The following is a 21,686-nucleotide window of genomic DNA, read 5'->3' as shown; positions in this document are numbered from 1 at the left end:
GCGGGCCGAACTCAGTCCTTCGTCGCGCCCGGCGGCGACAGGGCGTCGAGGGCGCGCGCCTCCGACGGCAACAGCACGGGAATGCCGTCGCGCACCGGATAGGCGAGCCTCGCCAGCTTCGACACCAGTTCGCAGCGCTCCTCATCCCAGACCAGCGGTCCCTTGGTCAGGGGGCAGGCGAGCAGCTCGAGCATTTTCACGTCGATGCCGGATTTGCGCTGGATGTCGCTCACGGTGTCTTCCCTTGCCGGCTCCGCCCCTACTGCAGGCTCGAGCCGAAATCCTCGTTGTCGCGCGCCAGCGCCATCTCGGTCAGCGCGATCAGCGTGTCGGCGCGCGCCTTCAGATCGGGCGCCTCGAGCAGCGCCTGCTTCTCGGCGGGGCCGTAGGGCGCCATCATCGACAGCGCGTTGACCAGCATCGCATTCTCGGCGCGGCTGACGCTGTTCCAGTCGGCATCGAGTTCGTTGGCCTCGAGATAGGCGCGGAAGGTCCGAAGCAGCGCCGGCCGGTCGACATCGGCGCCCGAGCGGTCCTCCTCCAGGTCGGCGCCAAACGGCGCCACCCGGCATTGCCTGAACGGCGTCTTCACCGCCAGTTCATCGACCACGCGGAAGCGGCACACGCCCTGCAGGGCGATCATGTAGCGCCCGTCGCCGGTTTCGGTCAGCGAGGTGACGCGGCCCATGCAGCCGACATTCACAAGCTCGGGCTCGCCGTCGCCGCGCTCGGCGCCGTCGAAGGACGGCTGGATCATGCCGATGATGCGATCGCCGGCCATCGCCTGGTCCACCATCTGCAGATAGCGCGGCTCGAAGATGTTGAGCGGCATGCGCGCACCCGGCAGAAGCAGCGCCGCCGGGAGCGGAAACACCGGGATCGCCGAGGGCAGGTCCGCCACGCGCCGGTAGTTGAAGTTGCCCGCCTGCATGCTTCGATCCTCCTCCGCACAATCTGGCGCAGCGCGCGGGAATCTCAAGGCCTGCGCGGGCCGCGCCGGCGGGGCCGCCGCCCGCCTAGGAGAACAGCAGCGAGGACAGCTTCCTGCGCGCCGACAGGGTCGCGTCGTCGGTCATGCCCCACGCGTCGAAGAACTTCAGCAACTGCGCGCGGGCGCCGTCCTCGTTCCACGTCCGGTCCGCCTTGACGATGGCGAGCAGGTTGTCGGCGGCCTCCTGCCGCTTCCCTTGCGCGTTCTGGACCATGGCGAGGTCGAAGCGCGCCTGGTGGTCATTCGGGTTCTGCGCCAGCCTGCTCTCGAAATCCGCCGCGTCGCCAAGACCGGCCGCCTCCGACGCAAGCTCGATCTTCGACCTGACCGCGGCAATCGCCGGCACGTCGCGCTTGTCGTCGGGAACGCGCGAGAGCAGTTCCTCGGCGCCGGTGGCGTCGCCCGCCTCGAAAAGGATGTCCGCGAGCCCGGCGATCGCATCGAGGTTCTCCGGCTGCTGCTGCAGGATCGCGTCGAAGATGCCCGCCGCCGTCTGCAGGTCGCCTGCGTCCCTCGCCTCGCCGGCCGCCGCCAGCGCTTCTGCGATTTCCGGCTGGCCGCCGTTCTTGCCGACGAGCTTCTGGATGAAGTCGCGGATCTGGCTTTCCGGAACGGCGCCCATGAACCCGTCGACCGGCTGGCCGTCGCGGAAGGCGATTACGGCCGGAATGGACTGGATGCCCAGTTGCCCGGCGATCGACGGATGCTCGTCGATGTTCATCTTGACCAGCTTGACCGCGCCCCTGGCCGCCGCCACCACGCGCTCGAGCGCCGGCTGCAGCTGCTTGCAGGGCCCGCACCAGGGTGCCCAGAAATCCACCAGCACCGGCAGCTTGCGCGATTCCTGGATGACGTCGGCCGCGAAGCTCGCCGTCGTCACGTCCTTGATCTCTACCTCGCCCGCCGCCGGGGCGGCCGGTTCGGCCGCGCCGAAGCTCATGCTGGTCGAATACTGGCTGCCCATGCCGCCGAACGGATTGTCGTTGTCGCTCATCTCAAACCTTCCGATTCCGGGCCGGATCCTTGCCTGCGTCCGGCCACCATGTGGCAATCAACTCGAGACTTTCAAGATGGCCGGCTCGTGCCCCGTCGCCCGAACGAAGGCCAGCAGGTCCTCGGAGCGCACCGAGGTGGTAGCCTCGTTGGTCAGCGGGTGCGCGTTGATCGTTTCCTGCCGCACAAGGTCGCTGTCCACCACGAAGCGCACCGCGCCCTTGTCGTCGTTGATCAGCCCGAAGGCGGTCACCGCGCCCGGCGCCACCCCCAACAGCGCCATCAGCGCCTCGGGCTTGCCGAAGGACACCCGGCTCGCCGCGCCGATCATGTGGTGGATCTGCTTGAGGTCGACCTGCGCATCCTCCTCGATCGTCACCAGGAAATAGTTGTCCTTCTTGTCCTTGAGGAAGAGGTTCTTGGTATGGGCGCCCGGAATGTCGCCGCGCAGCGCCTGCGAATCGGCGACGGTGTAGAGCGGCGGGTGCGAAACGGTCGTCACCTGGATACCGAGATCGTCGAGATAGGCGAACAGGTCGGCGGGAGTTTTCGGCATGGCGCGCGTCCGGAACAAGAATGGCCGCACCTTTAGAGCCAAACTCGCCTTCCGAACAAGCCCGAAGCCTCGATCCAGGCGCTCAGGCGACCCCGAGCCGCCGATCTCGCAGACGCGAGATTTCCCTGTTGCATTCGGATTGCTCTTCGGTCATATAGGCGCGGCTTGCGGTCTTGAGACCGCGCGAGCGGGTGTAGCTCAGGGGTAGAGCACAACCTTGCCAAGGTTGGGGTCGAGCGTTCGAATCGCTTCACCCGCTCCAAATTCCTTCGGGAAATCAGGCTATTAAAGCGGCTGCCCTTGGGCGGCCGTTTTACTTTTTATCTCCTGTCGCCACCCTGTCGCCACCGCATGGCTCCCAGAACCGATGATCGTTCTCTTGTTCGGGCTGGCAGGGAGTACGGCCCTTCGTCGCGCTAGTGGAGACGTGCCCAAAAAATACCGAACAGCAGTCATTTTTCCCTTTTCCAGTTTGACAACCTGAATCGCTCGAATCAGAGTGATTCAGCGAATCTCTTTGCCCGTATTGACCAGGTGACCTCATGCTCTTGAACCCTTCCGTTAGGCCACAAGAGACAGAGAGAACTCGCTTGTTCGAGTCGATGGCTGACAAGCTTACGACCAACGAAGCTCTCACCCGCAGCCTTGTCTCTTTCCAAGGGAACAAGAAACAGCCGTTTTATCGGTGGCTCAAATACAAGGAAGCGTTCTCGTCTGACTTTGTCCGGCTCATCCTCGACAGATATGCTCCAAAGGGGGGCGTCGTGTTCGACCCCTTTGCTGGTTCGGGGACAGCCCTCTTTGCGAGCGTGCAGGAAGGCCACGTCGCAACCGGCACTGAACTGCTTCCTATAGGCATCGCCGTAGCGGCAGCGCGCGCCGCCGCACAGAGGGTAAAGCTTGACAAGATGGTAGAAGCGAGGCGAAACCTCGCCTCTTTAATGGTCGGCCCCGGCAAACCCCTTCGCCATCTGCGGATGACCAAGGGCGCCTTTTCCGAAAGCAACGACGCAGCGATTGCCTCTTACCGCGGCGCCGTATCGCGCATCCGGGACAAGGACGTAAAATGCCTCCTTCATTTTGCCGGACTTTGTGTCCTCGAAGAGTCCAGCTTCACTCGCAAAGACGGCCAATACCTTCGCTGGGACTACCGCTCCGGCAAAAATGTGGACTCCAAATTTCATAAGGGCGTTATCAAAACGTTTGCGGAAGCCGTCGGGAGCAAACTCGATGAGATGATCGAAGACATCGCGGGACGCAAGGAAGGCGTGCCCATGGATGTTGCGATCAATCAAGAATCTTTCTTTTCTTACGGCCTGAAAATGCCAAAGGCGTCGGTTGACCTCGTGGTGACCTCTCCACCGTATTGCAACCGCTACGACTACACGCGAACCTACGCTCTCGAGCTTCTGTACCTTGACTACACAGATGCCGATGTCAGCGCATTGCGACAATCACTTCTCACGGCAACCGTAGAGAACCGTCCGAAGATGGAAGCGTTGCGAAGCCTCTTCGCAGAGCATGACGAAGACACACGCTTCGCGGAAATTCTGGAAACGTACGAATCGGTAGGCGCGCTCCATGAGGTAGTCGCCATACTGGAACAAGCCGCCACAGACGGGAGTCTAAACAATCCCAACATACCTCGTATGGTGCGCAACTATTTCTTCGAAATGGCCATTGCGATTAGCAACCTGAGCCGCATCACAAAGCGCGGCGCCAAGGTTGTTATGGTCAATGACAACGTGCGCTATTTTGGCGAAGAGGTTCCCGTCGACTTGATCCTGTCTGCGATGGCCGAACGGCTCGGTTTCTCTCTTGAGGGCATCTGGGTATTGCCAAGAGGCAAGGGAAACAGCAGCCAACAGATGGGTGCACACGGGCGCACCGAAATCAGAAAGTGCGTCTACATCTGGAAGCGGCGTTAGAATGGCCGACGACTACGTAACCGCGCTACGTAAGATTCGAGCTATCCTGATCACTTCGAAGCTTAAGGAGCGCCTTGACCAGATCGCGCGAGGCAATCTCGATGGATTTGCCGAAGAGCTCGATTGGAGCAAACTGGACGAACTTGGGATCGACGAGGACGCTTGGAAATACGTGACGCAGCAATTGGGCATCGACCCCAAAGTGGTTTTCTGTCACCCCGACATCCTCTCACATGATCCGAGTTTGAGCCTCTATTATCGGGGCATGTCCACCTTGTCATTGAAGGCAATCCGAGAATATGCCGGTTCGGTCGAGAGCGCGGAATCGGGGAAGGGCCGCAAGTTTTCTGCCAAGCAACTGCCGGCCCTTACGAGCACCTATAACCAGTTCATTTCGGCAATTATCGGCGGCGTCGATGATTGGACCCCAGACGACGGTCACAGAGCGATCATCGCCACCATGGGGATCACGCTAGATGGAGTTATGCGGAACAAGATCGGCGAAGTTGCCGAAGGTCATGTCCGCAAAATGGTTGTCGTCGCCGCGCATGAAGCCGGGCTAATCCTCGAACCCCCGATAAACGATGAGATCCTAGCCAAGGAACCCTTGCCACGGCGCTATTTGCTCGATGGCGACGTGAGGATGACATTTGGCGCCGAGCCTGACATCTCCTTCCACAAAGTCGCCGGCGACCAAAATACGCTGGTCTGCGTGATTGAGATAAAGGGCGGGACAGACCCCGCAGGCGCTCTTGAGCGCTATGGCGCGGCTCAAAAGTCGTTTCAGAGTGCCCTTGGTGAAAACAACAAGTGCCAGAACTTTTTCTTGTCTGCTGTCTACACGGATGAATTGACCAAACGTATTGCCGCAGATGCATTGGTACATCGCTTCTACGACATCATCGAACTGCTGGAGGACAAGGACGTTCGTGACACCTTCCTCAAAGAGGTTTTTCATTTCACGCTACGGATTTCTTAAAAACCTCCTCACCATCGTTCGGGCCGCGAAGCCTTTGCGATCTTGTCGCAGCATTTGACGCGCTCGCACTAGTCACAGACGAAATGAACCTGCGCGTGACAAATTGACAGGCCTGGTCACTCCGACTGAGGGTTCCGATAGTGGTCACTCACGCCATAGACTGTGACGGATGTGGCAGGGCAGCCTCATTCAACTGTTGCATGCGTTTGTGCGCGCACATGTGTACACGGTGTAATACGGACGTTCCGTCACATCCGACACAGACTATGATTTCACGGCCATGGGGAAGGGGAGAACCATTCCGGGCAGAGTCTGAGTCTTTAGGCGTAGGCCGATAAATCCTCGTCCGGCCCGTGTATCGCTCTTCTTGAACCCACGATCTATGAGAGCCTGTGAAAATCGTTTCTGGGCGACGACGTACTCGCCTGACCGTTCGGCCCAAAATTTGAAATTTTGATAGAGAGTCGACGATGATTGCCAGACCTGGTCATCACGCTCGCAGCACTCTTCAATCCATTGGCCAAAGCAATCCTCTGAAGTCAGATACTCGTTTGTCGCGTCCCTAACGACGCTTGGCGCTGCTAGGCCGATGCGTTGCCATGACAAGCAGCCTTCAACGGCCCATCGCAGAATGGCGGGCCATTCAGATTCTAGTTTTTCTTCGAGGTTCGGATCGCGTTCATCGGCCGAAATTTCAGCTGTGAATGGTATAAGATGAAAACGACGACGCATCGCATTATCGACATTACGCAAGCCGGGCTTATGGTTCCCGGCGACAAACAATTTAAAATTCGGCTGATAGGTGAAAAAATCACCGCGCATAAATCGCGCTGTGATCGGATCGCCCCCGGTCAGACTTTTGATCCTGCTTTCTGCCCAGCGCCTCCCCTCCTCCGTCTCTTGGGCTGTCACAAGCCGTGAACCACGCAGAAATGCTAGATCGGTAGGATGACGGTCATGAGCGCTTGCCGAAAATGTCTCGATAGGCGCCACCGCTGCATAGTCATTCAACATCCGATTCAGCGTATTAAGCAGAACGCCTTTGCCGTTGCCTCCGCTTCCGTAGCCAAAGAACAAGGCATGCTCTCGCGTACTGCCAGTAAGGCAATATCCTGCGATACGCTGAACGAATGAAATCATTTCGAGATCGTTGGTGAAGGTTCGATTTAGGAACGCAATCCATTTCGGACAATCCGCCCGGTCCGCCATTGGAACCCGCGTCATCTTTGTAATGTGATCGTCGGGATTGTGTGGTCGGATCGTTCCCGTACGCAAATCAACAACACCTGCGGGAGTGTTGAGTGACCAAGGATCGGTGTCCCATTGTTCCGAGGTTGCCGCATGACGACGATCGGCCTTGGCGTGTTTCTCGACGGCGGAAACTGTGGCAGCCGACACCAGCTTGTTGGTCTGCGTCTGGCTTCCGACAATATGGCTGACCGCCTCCCGGCATACACTACGAACCAGGTCGTAAGCTGCAATGGTCTCTTCTTTCTGCCACTTACCTCCTTTCCAAATCATCCACGTGTTCCACTTGGCGACATAGCGAAGCACGTTCGCGAATTTATCGGAGAACCGCTGAGCCAAAACGTCTTCATTTAGGCTGCCTGGTAGGATGGAATTGACGACAGGCGGCGCAAATTCGGCCGAACGATCGTAGACGGCCCGACATCCGGCGATGGCGTTGCGGATTGTAGAATTCCGATAGTCCGCCCGTTCCGCATACTTGGATCGCATCAAACCTGATCGACGAAATAGCCGATCCATACGTGACCCACTTTTGCCGGTCCAAAATGCTAGATGTGCCATCAGCGCCGCGTCGGCGGCGGAGCGATCATACGCGTCATTCGAGGGAGACGGAAAGAACTGACACAGCAAAGCTGCGTCGGCTGCCCAAAGGGATTGTATTGTTGCCTTGGAACCAAACGCAGCCCCGATCGAACCCCGTGAGGCGAGCATTCGGCGGACAAGTTCATCATCATCGTCGGGCCCGGCAAACCCGGTTCCGGGGTCGCATTCTGCGGCAACGTCACGTTTAGGGACAAGTTGAAGGATTTGTGCCGTACAATCCTGATCGAAGTTGCCAGTCCAGCCATGACCAAACGCAACGAAGCGCTTTTGGCTGTAGAACTCCAGCCATCCGTCCCACTTGTTCTTCAAATTTGTGACAAGGGACTGTTCGCACCGTCCCATGACGTGAATGCCGCTTCCCGATTGAGAAACCTCGCACGCAGCGCCTTTGAACATCTGGAATATGCGTACTGCCTCCGCCGTCCACTCGTTGTCCCGGCGACAGTGATCCATATCGATGAAAAAATACGGATCGCTTGCCGTTAAGACAAATCCCACGCGCTGGTCGAACGAAAGTGCACCAGCATGCGACTTCCAAAATGCCGGGTCGTGCGGATTTATCGACTTGCCAGTGCCGGGATCATAAGGTTGCTTCGTTTCACGGCCCCCAACAACGATAAGGCGCCAGTTGATAAACTGGTCTGGTAGCTGGCGGAAACCCGCAGCGATAACATCTGTCTCCGCCAAGCTGACACGCTCACCCTTCTATGGTGAGACGGTATGCTTCCGCCGCCTCTTGAAGCGTCATCGTCTCAGTAATGGGGTGGAACGGCGTGCCATCGCGCCCGGCAACTTCGACCTTGTCTGTGAACATTCCGAAATAGCGGCCAAGATTCGCTAAGGCCGCGATCTTGTCGTGCATCGTCAGGCGCGGCCCGTACTTCGTCAGCTCGACAGATTTGACCGAATAACGAACATGGTCCGGCAATCCAGAGAGCCGTTCCGATAGAGATCTTGTTTGATCATCGGTTGGCTCCAATGCCCGTAAGGCCTCATCCATGTTTGCGGTCGCGATCTGCACCAATCTGCCCAGCACCATTGCGACGCTGGCATTGACAGCTTCGGTATGCTTGAACTTCCCATCTTGAATAAGGGCTTGAACGCGCGGATCGTTCATATATTCGGTTGCGATGCGCCGTGACACGCCTGCGCGCTGCGCGGCTCTACTCACCGTAAAATCTATCAAGTATTCCGCTGCGAAACGACGCGCACGATCGTTGAGTTCATCGACTGCGATGCTCATGACCAACCTCTCAATTTTTCATATTACGGGGTGCGATCGCCCCCGCCTTCCATGCTGCTGCAATCAGCCTTTGCGCCACGCGTTGGCAATGCGATGAACGTACTCGGCGTAACCGGAGTCTACCGGGCGGGCAGGGGCGGCGATTGGTTCGCCACGCCATGCATTTGAAATTCGCCAAACGTAGTCGGCGTAACCGTTGTCGCGATCCGCGCAAGAAATCCAAGAAGTCTTCGAATCTGACATCAACAGTGGGACACGCACGGTGATTTCTTCGTCGATTGAGACATCGCTTTTTGACATTCTTCAGTCACCACTAAGAAGGTTGCGCACTGGCCGATCGAAGTGGCCAGGCAGTTTCACCATGTGCGTCGAGAAGCCGATCTCCTTGACTGATCGGACCACGGCTAGCCCAAGGCGTCTTTTCTGTTCGCGAGCGTCCAGATATTCGCTCAACAGGGCGGATAGTTGGGACGCCAGTTCGCCGTATTTCGCCTCGATCGCGTGAACCGCGTCGGCATGGCGTTCAATCGCAATGCGTTCCGCCTTCTCGATACTTGATTGATGTTCTTGATCGCGCCGTGCGACAAGATGGGCGTTCAAAGCCTGAACCGCCGAAGATATGCGGTCAAAAAAGAACTGCTTGTCTACCATCAAGTCGCGAGCTTTCCGCGCATCTTCTGGGGTGGTTTTTGGATCGAGCGCTATCTGTTTGGCTTCTGCGTGATCTTCACGGGCGCGTATCTCCGCTTCCGCCGCGGCATCACGGATTTCCGCGATGACTATGCTGCTGATCGTAGCCGACGATAGAGCATCCGAAATTTGCTGATCCAGAGTGTAAGTCGCTGCGGCGATCGCCTCGGCAATCTCGTTCGAAGGCGCAATTGATTGAAGCGACGAGACCATTTTCCGGTCCTCCTTCTTGAGTGCATCAAGATGCTGAATATTCGCTTGTCGAAGTGAATTTGCGCTTCGTCAGGCGTTCAGCGGCCCATGCATCAAGGTCCTCAATGGAATAGAGGGGAATGCGACCACCAAATTTCACGAACGCAGGACCGCCGCCGACGACGGCCAGTTTGTTAAGGGTGGTGCGAGCACACGGGACTCCGATCGTCTTGGTCAGGTAGGCAGATGCTTCATGCCGTCTCAGATATCGCGACATCGCTTGTCTCCATCGCTAACTGTCGATGGATCGAACGTACTTCGGGCTACCGAGATGTAACCGCCAAAAACCCACTATTTTTGGCGGACTATGCGGAACGACTCTTCGGGCGGTTTACCTGCTTGATCACCTCATCGACGTCCAGCTTATCGCAATGGTACATCTCCTCGATATCGCGACATGCGCCTGCAACAATGCCTCTACTTTTTTCGGGATCGAGAATTCGTTCCTCGCCGATTGCATGGCGATAGCTGGCCAAGATTTCCGTGGCCCGTCTTGCCGCCATTTTCTTGAACGTTTTGCTGGGGCGTCCAACCGGACGATTCCGTTCTTCGAAAAAGTCCGCTAGCAGATCAAAATCATCGTCAACCAGTGGCCTATGCGCCCTGAGGCGGTGCACAATGGATTCTGCTTTGCCGCGTTTTAAGAGGCTTATCGATTTTTTGTAGTTCTCATCAAACCCGGAGAGATACCAGGCGTCCTTCATCCGATGGAAAGTTGTCACGACCGCCCTTCCTTCCTCAACTTCAAGACCCTCGCCTCGCTCCGACCCCCGCTCATCGCCGTTTCTATGAGGCCACCAATCTGCTCGGCTGCCTCACCTGCTCGGTCTGTCACGTGGCTGTATGTGCTAAGCGTCGTACGCGGATTTGCATGACCGAGAATGTTCGCAACACTCACTACGTCCGCGCCGGCAGCTAGCGAAAGAGTGGCGACCGAATGCCGAGCGTGGTAACGGACTTTTCCGCTAAGCCCCGCACGTTCCGCCGCGATCCTCCATAGCTTTTTGCTTCCGACAAAGTATCCATCGCCACGAGTTGCCGGGAATACGTAGGGTGATCGCTCAATTCGTGGCTGTGAGGCGATAACAGTCATCGCGGCAGTCGAGATTGGCCGCACAGAATGGCCCGTCTTAGTCTTATTCAGTCTTAGACAACGTGCCGCCAGGTCGACTTCGGACCAGCGCAAGCTTTCAATCTCCGAAGGCCGAGCGCCTGTAATCAAAAGCAACCGCAAGATCGCAATTCCAGCGGCGTTCATACCCTCGCTTTCCATCTCGTCAAGCGAACTCGCAATTTTGGTTATGTCATCGACGCGCAGAAAATCACGCCGCTGGTTTGGGGGCGGCTTCTTCACGCCCACAACCGGGCTAGTCTTCACAAAGCCTCTATCGATCGCAAAATTGTAGATTGTCGCGATATCGGTCACGGTCCGGCGCGCAGTCGATTCTCCTCCGCGTATCCTTATTCGTCCACGCGCCTTCTCACTTTTGCCCTCAAAGGCCGTGTCGCCTTTAACGATCCGCCGAACGGCATTGTTAATGTCGAGAGTCGTAACGGAGCCAATCTTCCTGGTACCCAACAGAGGCACTACATGCGCCCGCAGCCGGCCAAGCGTGTATTGAATGGTAAGTTCGCCTAAGGGCTTTCCACGCCGACCGACCGGCTTCTCGGATTCCCACAACGCAACCAGATCGGCAACAGTCATTTCCTTCCGCTTGCTCTGGCGGTCTGCCAATGGGTCGTGGCCTTTCCGCACATCACCCAACCGATCCTTGGCCAACTCGCGCGCCTCATCCGGCGTGAGTTCACCGACACGGCCAATCGCCATCCGTTTTTTGTTGGTCAACCGACCGCCGCCGTCAGGTCTGTACTCGACAACGTAGCTTGCAGTACCCGATGGCATAACGCGAACGCCAAAGCCTTTCAGGGAGTCGTCGTAGACGACAAACGGTTTGTCTTTGGGCTTTAAAGTGTCAACCACGCGTTTCGTTATCTTTGGCACGGATAACCCTCAGAAATCGCCACCATGTCGCCACAAGGCGGGAATCAACGGTAAACTCGATGGCAGGATCGTTATCCTAAAATGCTGAAATTGCAATAAATTTTGCAAACGCGACAAATTGTAGTAAACCGCAGAAGCCTGCTTCACCATCTTTGCCAAGGTTGGGGTCGAGCGTTCGAATCGCTTCACCCGCTCCAAATTCTCAAGTCCGAAAAGCCGCGGTTCGCCGCGGCTTTTTCGTTTTTCCGGAGTGTTGAACCGCAGCCTAGAAGACGTTGTCCGGGGGCGCGGGTTACACGCGGGTTACCAGTCTGCCGAAGTTCGTCGGTTTCATTCAGCGCAAAATGCGAACAATAGCCCGCAGTCGTATCATGGACGAGACTTTTTCAGTTTGATATCCAGAAGGTTGTTGGCTCTGGTCTCACGGAGCCTGGTCGCGACCGCTTCGCGGCGATCACTTCCATTTGGGATTCCCCACGACCTGTTGCCTGCATAGCAGTCTAGAATACGGCCGAAGAATCCAGTAGCTGAACGCGGTACGACGTCCGCGAGCGTGTTATGTCGCATCTGGCTCACTTGGTGGGAAGATACGACCCGGACGCCGTCTGCTTCATAAATCCAAACGTACGCTCCCTTGCTGCCCGCTACCTGTCGCATGCGCCGGCATGCGTCTTTCAACTCGCCCCGATCGAGGTTTCGATCATATTTTGCCTGGATGAAAATACCTTTGTCGAAACCGTCGTGCCCTTCCAGAGAGACAGAGAGAAAAAGGTCCGCTCCAATCACTCTCTCCATCGACTTAGGCCCGCGATCGGGCAATGACTGCGCAATGACCCGAAAGACATAATCGCCCACGCGCGAGTTGTCTAACTGGTCCTCCAATCTCTGACACAGCCTAGATGTGATCTCCGCTTCCTGAACAGCGCTGATCCCATCGATCCTTTCTGAATAGAGGTCTGTGACCAATTCATCTATTGCTTTCCCAATACGCTCCATTATTTGGCGGCGATTTTCCTTGCTCAGCATTGTCCCCCTCAACCATTCCTCGCCATCCAATCCTAGGCGAGCCGTCAGGAATTGCTTTTGTCCCGACCATAGCGGCGCGCACGGACATCGGGGATAAGCTTTTCAACCCAATCCGCGAGCTTATCCACCTCTGTAATCGCGGCGCTTAGGTTCTCCTGTGTGATCTCAAGTCGTGGCGCAAGCCAAGTGTCGGGATCAGCACCCTCATCCACCCACATCTTGAGCTCGCCTTCGCTCGCAAAAATCAGATCGCGATGCTTCGCAAGCGTGTTCGCGTCGTGTCGAGCACCAAGAATCGACAGGCGATCGCCATGCTGCGCCCGGTTTCGGGCTAGCACGATCTGCTCAATAACCTCGAACCGTACGGGGCAGTTAGTCCAATTCGTTTCGAGAACTTCGCCGAGGGCATTTTTGTAGGCCGCCAAAAAGCCTTCTCTTTTGGCGGTCGCTTTGCCCTCTGCGCTGAGGCGGAAATCCAGTTGTTGTTCCAGGGCCTTAAAGTAGAGTTTAATTGAATCAGACAGCAGCGATACCGCCGAGCGGCCGACTACCTGCACTATTTCGTCTGCCTCGATATACTCGTCCAGGAAGGCAGGCTCACCGCCTTCCGGGTCGAAAAATGGCGGTGTTTTGTCGTAAGGACTTTCCTCTGCATTGATCTTCCGCTGAATGTCGCGGAACGGTTTGACGCCGGTAGCATAGTAGCGGCGGATTAAGCTAGTCCGGCGACGGAGAAAGAAGGCGGCGTCCATTTCTATTCCACCACGACATCCTTCTCAGGGATGGCCGACGCATCAGCTTCGAAGCCGTCTAGACCGAGATCCTCGGCCATGACTTCTTCAATCGCTTCCTGAAGGAGTTGATGTGCTCTTTTCGGTACTTCGAGACTGAAATGTGTTGGATTGCCCATAACTATCCCCCATAGACCGCCAACATATTAGCATGGTACCCAAGAAGGCATCTGCAAGGATTCAAAGCCCTCAAAAGCTAGTGCTTGTTAGCTTCAGCGGCCCGGATTACCTTATGCGGATCTACGCCGATTGCTCGTGATACGGCAATAAACTCCGCCACGTCGAGACGCCGCTCGCCGAGTTCGAATTTTGATACGAATGTCTGGCGCTGCCCGATGCGTTTCCCGAGTTCGGCTTGGGTTATGCCCGCGTCTTTCCGAGCCTGCACGAGCAGCTCGATCATTCGTTGGTAAAGATCGGAACGAAGTGAGGACACGGAAAGCGCCAGTGCAAAGACCAGCGCTCCAATAGAACCCGATTTTTGAGTACCCCAAATTCGGGTATTCTGGCATGGTCGCCCCAGGAGGATTTGGGGCGTGAAAGACCAAACTCACCTTGATCGCGAATTCCGCTTGCCGCCCGAGGTACGACCGCTTTCCGAAGCGAGAATTGCAGTCCGGGACCACTATCGCCGCAAGGGGCTGCGTCTTGAGTTTACGTTCGACGGCAATCTCGTTGGTGATTTTGGCGAGGCCTGCGCGGTAGAGGAATATGGCATGAAGCTTGTCGAGGCCAGTTCGAATGCTGGTTTCGACGGCTACTCGCCGGACGGGAAAATGACCATCCAGGTCAAGGCCAAAGGCCCATCCACGAAAAGAATTGCGTTCAGTTACTCAGAAACGCAGGCCGACCACCTGCTCGTCTTGGAATTGGACTTCGACGGGGGCACCGGTCGCGCAATCTACAACGGACCAGAACACTACGTTCGAGAGTTCCTGCCCAGCGAGCCTTGGAGGGGGCAGAAGCCAGTTTCGATCTCGCAGCTGCGCAAGGCCGCAACCCGCATCGTTGATGGCGAACGCCTTCCGATGATCCGACAGGCGACCGAGTAAATTGACAGCCGTTTTTCGGAATGTTTCCGTTTTCGCTTTTCCCTTTTGCGGCCTGGAGACCCCACATGAACAAGAAGCTGCTGGCAGGCACCGCGCTGCTGTTTTCGGCGATGGCTCTGTCTGCCTGCGCGCCGGTAGAGACAAGAACGTCGCTGACAACCCCGGTTGCCAACGGCGCGATGACCGCCGGCCCAGGCGACGTTGTGCTGAACTTCCAGTCCCGACGAGCGCTGCCCAATGCCTTCGGCAAGGCAGACCTGTTCGGCCGGACGACGAATGCCGGTGGCACGACTGTGCGCTACGTCGGAAGCCGGGGCGGGCGGGCCGTGTTCGAGCGGACGGACGTGCAGGTCGTAAGCAATGCCACGACGATGAGCGACACGCCGCTAATCGTTCCCGCCACTACCAATACGCGCGTGACGGGCGTCGTTGGGCACACGCCGGTCACTGGTCAGGCGACCTCGACGTCCTACCGATATGTTCCGCCGCGCGGCTCAAGCGAGTATGCGACGGCGCAGCAACCGATCACGTTTAGCCTCGATGCAGGACGCTGTTCCTGCGGCAACCACCAACGACCATCGCCGGTTCAGGGCCCCCGACGCCCGGAACAACACTTAGCCGATCATCGAAGTTTTTGCTTGCGCCGTTTGCGGATCGCATATTAGTTAGCGACATGGCTAAGCATGATCCCGACCTTTCGCTGCTCTTCCACGCGCTCGCCGATCCGACGCGCCGGTCGATCATGACCCGGCTTTCCGAAGCGCCGGCGCGGGTCACCGACCTGGCGGGCCCGACCGGGCTCAGGCTGCCGACAGTGATGCGGCACCTTTCCGTGCTCGAGGAGGCGGGATTGGTTGCAACGTCCAAGGACGGGCGTGTGCGCACATGCGCCATCGTCCCCGAGGCGCTGGCGCCGGTCCGGACATGGCTCGACGAGCAGCGGGCGATCTGGGATGCCCGGCTCGACCGGCTGGACGCATTTGTCATGACCATGATGAGGGAACCCCCGACATGAGACCGACCATCGCCGCCGACGAAATCGGGCGCGCAGCCGCCGACGACACGGGCGGCCGCTTCGCCACCCTGTCCTTCGAGCGCGACGTCGCCGCGCCCACCACGGTTCTGTGGCAGGCCTGGACGGCTCCGGCCGCGCGGGCGGTCTGGGCAGCACCTTCGCCCTCGATCGCGGTGGCGTTCCTGGAGGCCGATAGCTGGGTCGGCGGACGCGAGGTCTCGCTCTGCAAGGTCGAGGGCCGGCCGGAGATCCGCTGTGAGGTCGGCTGGCTCGAGTTGCAGCCGCCGGCGCGCAGCGTGAACTACGAGATGATCTCGAGCAAAGGCGTCACCCGGTCGGCCGCTTTGGTGACGGCCGACATCCGCGATCTTGGCGCGCGCAGCCGGCTGTCCGTGACCGTGCAACTGTCTTCGCTCGCCGACGACATGGAGGCGGGATACCGTCAGGGCTTCGCGGCGGGACTGGACAATCTCGCCGGCGTGGCCGAGCGCACGATGGTTCTGGAGCGGGTGATCCGGGCGCCGCGATCCGCCGTCTGGGCCGCGTGGATGAACCCCGAGGCGCTGCCGCAATGGTGGGGGCCGGACGGATATTCCTGCCGCACCAAGCGGATCGATCTGCGAAAGGGCGGCGAGTGGGTCTTCGACATGATCGCGCCCGACGGCACGGTCTTCCCGAACCATCATCTCTACCACGAGGTGCGGTCCGAGGAGGCGATCGGCTACGTCCTGCTGTGGGGCGAGAACGGACCGAAACACGCCGATGCCTGGGTCTCGCTCGCCGACCAGGGCGGCGCGACGAAAGTGACACTGGGCATGGTGTTCAGCACGGCCGCCGAGTTTCAGGAGGCGAAGGGGTTCGGCGCGATCGAACTGGGGCTGCAGACGCTGGGCAAGCTGGAGCGCTTCGTCCAGACGGCGTGAGCGCATCCCGCCACCTGGCACTGCGCGGGATCGGCACGATGCCGGACCGGACCGCCGGGGAGCACGTCTGTCAGAGCGCGAGCGCTGAACGTGCTCTAGGTCAGGCCCGCCTTCGACAAGCCGTCCCGCAGATGCTGCAGGTCGGCTTCGTTGGCGTAGTGGATGGTGGCCAGGAAGGTTTCCAGGTCGAACTGCGGGTCGAGCCGGCGAAGCGCCGCCACGTGCGCATCGGCGGCCGTGCGGTCTCCGAGCCAGCCGTGGCTCGCGGCAACGAAGATGTGCGCGAGAGCGTCCATGGTCGGCAGCCGCATGAAAGCCTCGATCGCACGCGCGTAGGCTTTCGCCGTGAAATGGGCCTTGCCCAGGTGACTCCAGAACCGGGCCGGATGATGGGGGTTCAGCCGCATCGCCTTTTCGATCCACTCGACGCCCTCGGCGGGCGAGCCCAGCCACGTCAGGAGCTCACCCATCTGCACGACGACCAGATCGTAGTTCGGGTTGAGCGCCAGCGCCCGTTCCTGATGGTAGCGGGCGCGTTCGAAGTTCGAACGGGTGATGTTCACTGCGGCGAGAATGCGATGCACGTCTGCGTCGTTGTCGTCCAGCATCAGCGCCCGATTGAGGTCGGCTTCGACCTTAACGAATGCCGCTTCCCTGTCGGCGCACCAGCCATAGCCCCACGCCTGGCCGAGGATGCAGCCCCGCCAAGCGTAGGCGTGGCCATATTCGGGGTCCAGCCCGATTGCCTGGCCGATCAGTTCCTGCGCTCTCGCGTTGTCCTCCCGCGTGCTCCGGTGGTGCAGCACCTTGGCCGCGAGCACGCTTTCGTAGGCGGCGAGATTCGATGGCTTCTTGCGCGCCAACTGGTCGTTCTGCGCCGCCTCGAGCCGCCCCGGCAACGTGGCGACAATTGCCGTGGTGATTTCGTCCTGCACCAGGAAGATGTCGTCGAGCTTGCGATCGTAGCGCTCGGCCCAGATATGCGTGTCCGTCGCGGTATCGATCAGCTGGACCGTGATCCGCAGCCTGTCGCCTGCCTTGCGAACGCTGCCTTCCACGACATACTGGGCGCCCAGCTTCTTCGCCACATCCTGGATGTTTACGGCCTGGCCCTTGTAGACAAAGGTCGAGTTCCGGGAAATCACGAACAGTTCCCGGCGGCGGCTCAGCTCGGTGAGGATGTCCTCCGTCAGCCCGTCGGCGAAAAACTCCTGTTCCGCGTCCCCGCTCATATTGGCGAAAGGCAGGACGGCAATCGCCGGTTTCGACACGGCCTGCGCCTGGGCTTTCGGGGCCTGGCCCGGGGCGGGTTCCACGCCGGGTTCATCGATCACGGCGCGGTAGACGCGGATCGGACGGCTGATGTTCTTCAGCGACTTTTCGCCGAGATCGTCAAAGGCGATGTCCAGCCGCCCCGACACCTGATCGTGGACGGATGCCGCCACGCAGACGCCGCCGCTATCGGCAATCTGCTCGATGCGAGCGGCGATGTTGACGCCGTCGCCGAAGATGTCGTTGTCGTTGAAGATGATATCGCCGAGATTGATGCCGATGCGGAACTGGATGCGTGCGTCGGAGGGAACGTCTGCATTTCTGCGCGCCATGCGCCGCTGTATCTCGACCGCGCAATTGACGGCGTCGAGCACGCTCTGGAACTCGACCAGCATGCCATCGCCCGTGGTCTTGATGATCCGCCCGTTGTTCTTGGCGATGGCCGGATCGATCAACTCGATCCGGTGCGCCCGCAACCGCGCGACGATGCCCTGTTCGTCCGCTTCCATCAGCCGGCTGTAGCCGACCATGTCGGCCGCCATGATGGCGGCCAGCCTGCGCTCCATCGGTTTTTCCAACATGGCTCGATACCGACTGCCTCGCCGAATACGGCATTATGGCCCCGCCAGCCCGATGGCGCCAGCGATCGCGACGGGAAAAGGCCGGTCCATTCGAACGGGTGCCCGCATGCCGCCGCGGAGAAGGTGGCGGGGCGGAACACCCCCCCCCCACTCCGATCAGCGTCCGTTACGCATGCGGATCGTCTCGAAGGGCAGGCCTTCGTCGTCCTGCGGCTGCCGGCTGACTTCGTCGAAGCCCAGCCTCTCGTAGAAGGCGCGCGCGCCTTCATTTTCCGCATAGACGTCCAGTTCGAGTTCGCCCTTCAATGCCATCGCATGATCGACGAGCGCGCGCCCGACGCCACGGCCCTGCAGCCCCTGCGCGACGAACAGCCCGCCGATGAACGCGTCGATCAGGCCGATGAAGCCCACCGGCCTTCCATCGCACAGGGCGACCCAGACTTCGGCGTCCGGCAGGTACACCGTTTCGATCAGGTGCCTCTGCTCGCCGAGGCGCTCCGTCCCGAGAAACGAATGGACCCGCTGCGAGGTCTCGAACCAGATCGTCGACAGGGTTTCGAGGTCCGATGCCTCGTAGGCACGGATCACGACTTCAGAATTTTTCATGATGCTTCCGTAGAATTGAATATGCACAGATACGCGCGGCCACGATGGCCGTGCGACGATTCCGCATGGGTGCGGCCCGCGATTTAACCTCTGCGCATAAAGCTCCTTCTACGAACGGTGCGAGCCCTACCGGTGCCGGAGGAGGATGTCAATCGACCCCGCCGCCGCATCGGTCGATCGACTGAACCCGTGATGTTGCACTGCAACAAATCGGTCTGTTCGATCCCCGGATTTGTGCTAGGATCAGGCTTCGACGGACTGGAGGCAAGCATGACCGACGACCGGCAGCATCGCATTCGTCAACGCGCCCACGCCATCTGGGAAAGTGAAGGCCGGCCGCACGGCCACGATCGCCAGCACTGGGATCGAGCGACCCGCGAAATCGACGCGGAAGATCTGGGGGCGGCGGCGAAGAAGAAACCGTCCCGTGCTGCTTCGCCCGCGAAGCCCAAGGCCACCACGACGAAGGCGAAGGTGGTGCCCAAGGCGCCCGCCGCCAGGAAGCCGGCGGCAAAGCCGAAGTCGAAATAGCTTCGCATCCTGCCTGCAACTGACCCGCTCCCGGCAGCCCGCGCAGCGGCGCGCCAAGGGACGTTGCGTCGAGCGGACGGACGGACGCCCGCCGGCCGCAGCGCAAACGCCTCAGTCGCCCGGGCTGCCCTGCGGATAAGAAATGATCGACAGGTAGCGGATCGGCAGCTTCGTCAGTTCCTCTGGTCCGTGCGGCGCATCGGCGTCGAAGAACAGACTGTCGCCCGGCTGCATGCGGAACAGGTGCGAGCCGTGCCGGTAGACCACCTCGCCCTCCAGCATGTAGAGGAATTCCATCCCTTCGTGCTGGAAGGTCGGGAAGACGTCCGAGTTGGCCGACAGGGTGATCAGGTAGGGCTCGACGACGACGCCCGACGTGTTGGCGTCGACATGGCCGAGAAGGTTGTACTGGTGTCCGGCGCGCGTTCCGCGCCGTTCGATCTCGACGCCTTCGCCGGCCTTCACGAAGACGACGCTGCGCTCTTCCTCGAAGCGGCGGAAGAAGGCCGTGACCGGAACGCCGAGCGCCCGAGACAGCGCCTGCAGCGTGGTCAGCGACGGCGAGGTGATGCCGTTCTCGATCTTCGACAGCATGCCGAGCGACAGGTTGGTCGCCGCGGCGAGGTCGGCGACGGTGATGCCGAGCTTCTTGCGGTAGGCGCGCACTTCCCGGCCGATCGCAACTTCAAGCACCTTCTCGCGGGCGTCGCGCACGGCGTGCGGGTTCTGGGTCAGGGAGCGGATGGCGTGAATCTCGGCCACGGCCTGCTTGAAGGGCTTCAGCCCTTCGGCGTTCGCCGCCTTGGCGGGCGGCTTCCTGCGCTTCTTGTCCGATTTCTCGCTGGCCATTTCCCCTCGCTTTGCCGCCGGGCACAAGCCCTGGATGCGCCGGCCTTCCCCTAATGCACGGGCCGGTTTGGTTCTGCAAGAACAGCACCGGGCGATCACCCGGCGGCGCCATGGGCGCGAGCCGATTGACAGCATTACAGGAGAATTTATTGTCCTCACAGTGAAAATTGTTTCCAACAACGACAATGGGGAATCCGCGCGATGGGAGTATCGAACAAGCGTGTCGCCGTCATCGGCGCCGGGCCGTCCGGCTTGGCCCAGCTCAGGGCGTTCAAGTCGGCCGCCGACAAGGGCGCCGACATCCCGGAGGTCGTCTGCTTCGAGAAGCAGTCCGACTGGGGCGGCTTGTGGAACTACACCTGGCGCACCGGCCTCGACGAGCACGGCGACCCCGTGCACGGTTCGATGTACCGCTATCTCTGGTCGAACGGCCCCAAGGAATGCCTCGAGTTCGCCGACTACACGTTCGAGGAGCATTTCGGCCGGCCGATCGGTTCGTACCCGCCGCGCGCCGTGCTTTGGGACTACATCAAGGGCCGCGTCGAGAAGTCCGGCGTCCGTCCCTGGGTGCGCTTCAACACGCCGGTGCGCATGGTGACGTGGTCGGATGCGACGAAGAAGTTCACCGTCACCGCGCATGACCGCGGCAACGACCGCACCTATTCGGAGGAATTCGACAACGTCGTCGTTGCCAGCGGCCATTTCTCGACGCCGAACGTGCCCTATTTCGAGGGGTTCGAGACATTCCAGGGCCGCGTGCTGCACAGCCACGATTTCCGCGACGCCACCGAGTTCAAGGGCAAGAACGTGCTGGTCGTCGGGCGCTCCTATTCGGCCGAGGACATCGGCTCGCAGTGCTACAAGTACGGCGCCAAGTCGATCACCGTCAGCTACCGCTCGGCGCCGATGGCCTTCACCTTCCCGGAGGGGTGGGAGCAGAAGCCGCTCCTGACCAAGGTCGTCGGCAAGACCGCGCATTTCAAGGACGGTTCGACGAAGGAGATCGACGCGATCATCCTGTGCACCGGCTACCTGCACCACTTCCCCTTCCTGACCGACGACCTCAGGCTGAAGACCAACAACCGGATGTGGCCGCTCGACCTCTACAAGGGCGTGGTCTGGGAGAAGAACCCGGCGCTGTTCTACATCGGCATGCAGGACCAGTTCTACACGTTCAACATGTTCGACGCGCAGGCGTGGTACGCGCGCGACGTGATGCTCGGCCGAATCACGCTGCCTTCGGCGGCCGAGATGGCCGCCGACAGCGCCAAGTGGCGCGCCCGTGAGGAGACGCTTGCCGACGCCGAGCAGATGATCTGGTTCCAGGGCGACTACACCAAGGAACTGATCGAGGCGACCGACTACCCGTCCTTCGACATCGAGGAGACCAACAAGACCTTCATGGAGTGGGAGCACCACAAGATGGAGGACATCATGGGCTTCCGCGACAACGCCTACCGCTCGCTGATGACCGGCACCATGGCGCCGAAGCACCACACCAGGTGGATGGAGGCGATGGACGATTCGCTGGAGAGCTACCTGCAGGCGAAGTGAG

25 protein-coding genes and 1 tRNA gene are annotated in these 21,686 nt (G+C 59.8%); 9 read left to right on the top strand and 17 right to left on the bottom strand.

What is annotated here, in order from left to right; translation table 11 throughout:
* Positions 1 to 11: 11 nt before the first annotated feature.
* The 4 genes from ABUE31_RS10610 to ABUE31_RS10595 form a co-directional block, all read right to left on the bottom strand.
* Positions 12 to 194: a Trm112 family protein gene (locus ABUE31_RS10610; protein WP_367723626.1), complete on the bottom strand. Its 183-nt coding sequence runs from the start codon at positions 192 to 194 to the stop codon at positions 12 to 14.
* 65 nt (positions 195 to 259) lie between these two features.
* Complete coding sequence (locus ABUE31_RS10605; RefSeq protein ID WP_367723499.1) at positions 260 to 931, bottom strand: LON peptidase substrate-binding domain-containing protein; 672 nt, start codon at positions 929 to 931, stop codon at positions 260 to 262.
* Between the two features lie 85 nt (positions 932 to 1,016).
* Complete coding sequence (gene trxA / locus ABUE31_RS10600; RefSeq protein ID WP_367723498.1) at positions 1,017 to 1,985, bottom strand: thioredoxin; 969 nt, start codon at positions 1,983 to 1,985, stop codon at positions 1,017 to 1,019.
* A gap of 57 nt (positions 1,986 to 2,042) precedes the next feature.
* Positions 2,043 to 2,540 (bottom strand): prolyl-tRNA synthetase associated domain-containing protein, encoded by a 498-nt coding sequence (locus ABUE31_RS10595; protein WP_367723497.1) that lies wholly within the window; start codon positions 2,538 to 2,540, stop codon positions 2,043 to 2,045.
* Positions 2,541 to 2,727: 187 nt separating this feature from the next.
* On the opposite strand from ABUE31_RS10595, the gene ABUE31_RS10590 reads away from it, so the two are divergent.
* The 3 genes from ABUE31_RS10590 to ABUE31_RS10580 all read left to right on the top strand — a co-directional run bounded on the left by ABUE31_RS10590 (position 2,728) and on the right by ABUE31_RS10580 (position 5,447).
* Positions 2,728 to 2,802 (top strand) — tRNA-Gly (locus ABUE31_RS10590).
* Between the two features lie 328 nt (positions 2,803 to 3,130).
* Positions 3,131 to 4,468 (top strand): hypothetical protein, encoded by a 1,338-nt coding sequence (locus tag ABUE31_RS10585; RefSeq protein ID WP_367723496.1) that lies wholly within the window; start codon positions 3,131 to 3,133, stop codon positions 4,466 to 4,468.
* 1 nt (position 4,469) lies between these two features.
* Positions 4,470 to 5,447 (top strand): XcyI family restriction endonuclease, encoded by a 978-nt coding sequence (locus tag ABUE31_RS10580; protein ID WP_367723495.1) that lies wholly within the window; start codon positions 4,470 to 4,472, stop codon positions 5,445 to 5,447.
* 264 nt (positions 5,448 to 5,711) lie between these two features.
* Here the strand turns inward: ABUE31_RS10580 and ABUE31_RS10575 are convergent, their stop codons facing one another.
* From ABUE31_RS10575 to ABUE31_RS10530, 10 genes are all read right to left on the bottom strand, one after another.
* A complete protein-coding gene (locus ABUE31_RS10575; RefSeq protein WP_367723494.1) occupies positions 5,712 to 7,985 on the bottom strand; it encodes a phage/plasmid primase, P4 family in 2,274 nt (757 codons plus the stop codon).
* Positions 7,986 to 7,995: 10 nt separating this feature from the next.
* Positions 7,996 to 8,541, bottom strand: a complete 546-nt coding sequence (locus tag ABUE31_RS10570) for a terminase small subunit (protein WP_367723493.1) — start codon at positions 8,539 to 8,541, stop codon at positions 7,996 to 7,998.
* A 303-nt stretch (positions 8,542 to 8,844) separates the two neighbouring features.
* On the bottom strand, positions 8,845 to 9,444 hold the full coding sequence (locus ABUE31_RS10565; protein ID WP_367723492.1) for a hypothetical protein: 600 nt from the start codon (positions 9,442 to 9,444) through the stop codon (positions 8,845 to 8,847).
* A gap of 25 nt (positions 9,445 to 9,469) precedes the next feature.
* Positions 9,470 to 9,700 carry a helix-turn-helix transcriptional regulator gene (locus ABUE31_RS10560; RefSeq protein WP_367723491.1) on the bottom strand — a complete coding sequence of 77 codons (231 nt, stop codon included), beginning with the start codon at positions 9,698 to 9,700 and terminating at the stop codon, positions 9,470 to 9,472.
* Positions 9,701 to 9,788: 88 nt separating this feature from the next.
* Positions 9,789 to 10,205 (bottom strand): hypothetical protein, encoded by a 417-nt coding sequence (locus ABUE31_RS10555; RefSeq protein ID WP_367723490.1) that lies wholly within the window; start codon positions 10,203 to 10,205, stop codon positions 9,789 to 9,791.
* Positions 10,202 to 11,485: a tyrosine-type recombinase/integrase gene (locus tag ABUE31_RS10550; RefSeq protein ID WP_367723489.1), complete on the bottom strand. Its 1,284-nt coding sequence runs from the start codon at positions 11,483 to 11,485 to the stop codon at positions 10,202 to 10,204. Before ABUE31_RS10550 ends, ABUE31_RS10555 begins: the two co-directional genes overlap by 4 nt.
* Before the next feature lie 369 nt (positions 11,486 to 11,854).
* Positions 11,855 to 12,511 carry a hypothetical protein gene (locus ABUE31_RS10545; protein WP_367723488.1) on the bottom strand — a complete coding sequence of 219 codons (657 nt, stop codon included), beginning with the start codon at positions 12,509 to 12,511 and terminating at the stop codon, positions 11,855 to 11,857.
* A gap of 44 nt (positions 12,512 to 12,555) precedes the next feature.
* Positions 12,556 to 13,263 carry a hypothetical protein gene (locus ABUE31_RS10540; protein ID WP_367723487.1) on the bottom strand — a complete coding sequence of 236 codons (708 nt, stop codon included), beginning with the start codon at positions 13,261 to 13,263 and terminating at the stop codon, positions 12,556 to 12,558.
* A 2-nt stretch (positions 13,264 to 13,265) separates the two neighbouring features.
* Positions 13,266 to 13,421, bottom strand: coding sequence for a hypothetical protein (locus ABUE31_RS10535; protein ID WP_367723486.1), 156 nt, complete (start codon positions 13,419 to 13,421; stop codon positions 13,266 to 13,268).
* Between the two features lie 77 nt (positions 13,422 to 13,498).
* On the bottom strand, positions 13,499 to 13,705 hold the full coding sequence (locus ABUE31_RS10530) for a helix-turn-helix domain-containing protein (protein ID WP_367723485.1): 207 nt from the start codon (positions 13,703 to 13,705) through the stop codon (positions 13,499 to 13,501).
* Between the two features lie 133 nt (positions 13,706 to 13,838).
* Here ABUE31_RS10530 and ABUE31_RS10525 point away from each other — a divergent pair, with 133 nt between their 5' ends.
* The 4 genes from ABUE31_RS10525 to ABUE31_RS10510 all read left to right on the top strand — a co-directional run bounded on the left by ABUE31_RS10525 (position 13,839) and on the right by ABUE31_RS10510 (position 16,292).
* Positions 13,839 to 14,354, top strand: coding sequence for a DUF6998 domain-containing protein (locus tag ABUE31_RS10525; protein WP_367723484.1), 516 nt, complete (start codon positions 13,839 to 13,841; stop codon positions 14,352 to 14,354).
* A 65-nt stretch (positions 14,355 to 14,419) separates the two neighbouring features.
* Entirely contained in the window at positions 14,420 to 15,019 is a 600-nt protein-coding gene (locus ABUE31_RS10520; protein WP_367723483.1) for a hypothetical protein, read from the top strand.
* An 8-nt stretch (positions 15,020 to 15,027) separates the two neighbouring features.
* Positions 15,028 to 15,369: an ArsR/SmtB family transcription factor gene (locus tag ABUE31_RS10515; protein WP_367723482.1), complete on the top strand. Its 342-nt coding sequence runs from the start codon at positions 15,028 to 15,030 to the stop codon at positions 15,367 to 15,369.
* Positions 15,366 to 16,292, top strand: coding sequence for an SRPBCC family protein (locus tag ABUE31_RS10510; RefSeq protein ID WP_367723481.1), 927 nt, complete (start codon positions 15,366 to 15,368; stop codon positions 16,290 to 16,292). The genes ABUE31_RS10515 and ABUE31_RS10510 overlap by 4 nt, the downstream gene beginning before the upstream one ends.
* Positions 16,293 to 16,387: 95 nt before the next feature.
* Here ABUE31_RS10510 and ABUE31_RS10505 read toward each other — a convergent pair whose 3' ends face one another.
* Positions 16,388 to 18,130 (bottom strand): adenylate/guanylate cyclase domain-containing protein, encoded by a 1,743-nt coding sequence (locus ABUE31_RS10505; protein ID WP_367723480.1) that lies wholly within the window; start codon positions 18,128 to 18,130, stop codon positions 16,388 to 16,390.
* A gap of 171 nt (positions 18,131 to 18,301) precedes the next feature.
* On the bottom strand, positions 18,302 to 18,751 hold the full coding sequence (locus ABUE31_RS10500; RefSeq protein ID WP_367723479.1) for a GNAT family N-acetyltransferase: 450 nt from the start codon (positions 18,749 to 18,751) through the stop codon (positions 18,302 to 18,304).
* Between the two features lie 270 nt (positions 18,752 to 19,021).
* Here ABUE31_RS10500 and ABUE31_RS10495 point away from each other — a divergent pair, with 270 nt between their 5' ends.
* Positions 19,022 to 19,282, top strand: a complete 261-nt coding sequence (locus ABUE31_RS10495) for a DUF2934 domain-containing protein (RefSeq protein ID WP_367723478.1) — start codon at positions 19,022 to 19,024, stop codon at positions 19,280 to 19,282.
* A 111-nt stretch (positions 19,283 to 19,393) separates the two neighbouring features.
* On the opposite strand, the gene ABUE31_RS10490 is transcribed toward ABUE31_RS10495, so the two are convergent.
* A complete protein-coding gene (locus tag ABUE31_RS10490; protein WP_367723477.1) occupies positions 19,394 to 20,131 on the bottom strand; it encodes a helix-turn-helix domain-containing protein in 738 nt (245 codons plus the stop codon).
* A gap of 201 nt (positions 20,132 to 20,332) precedes the next feature.
* On the opposite strand from ABUE31_RS10490, the gene ABUE31_RS10485 reads away from it, so the two are divergent.
* Positions 20,333 to 21,685: a trimethylamine monooxygenase gene (locus ABUE31_RS10485; protein WP_367723476.1), complete on the top strand. Its 1,353-nt coding sequence runs from the start codon at positions 20,333 to 20,335 to the stop codon at positions 21,683 to 21,685.
* The last annotated feature ends 1 nt before the right edge of the window (position 21,686 follow it).

Origin of the sequence: Mesorhizobium marinum (assembly GCF_040813675.1) — a bacterium.
Taxonomy (GTDB): Bacteria; Pseudomonadota; Alphaproteobacteria; order Rhizobiales; family Rhizobiaceae; genus Mesorhizobium_K; species Mesorhizobium_K marinum.
Note: the sequence above shows the minus strand (reverse complement) of the source record. Positions and strands in the feature narration are given on the sequence as shown.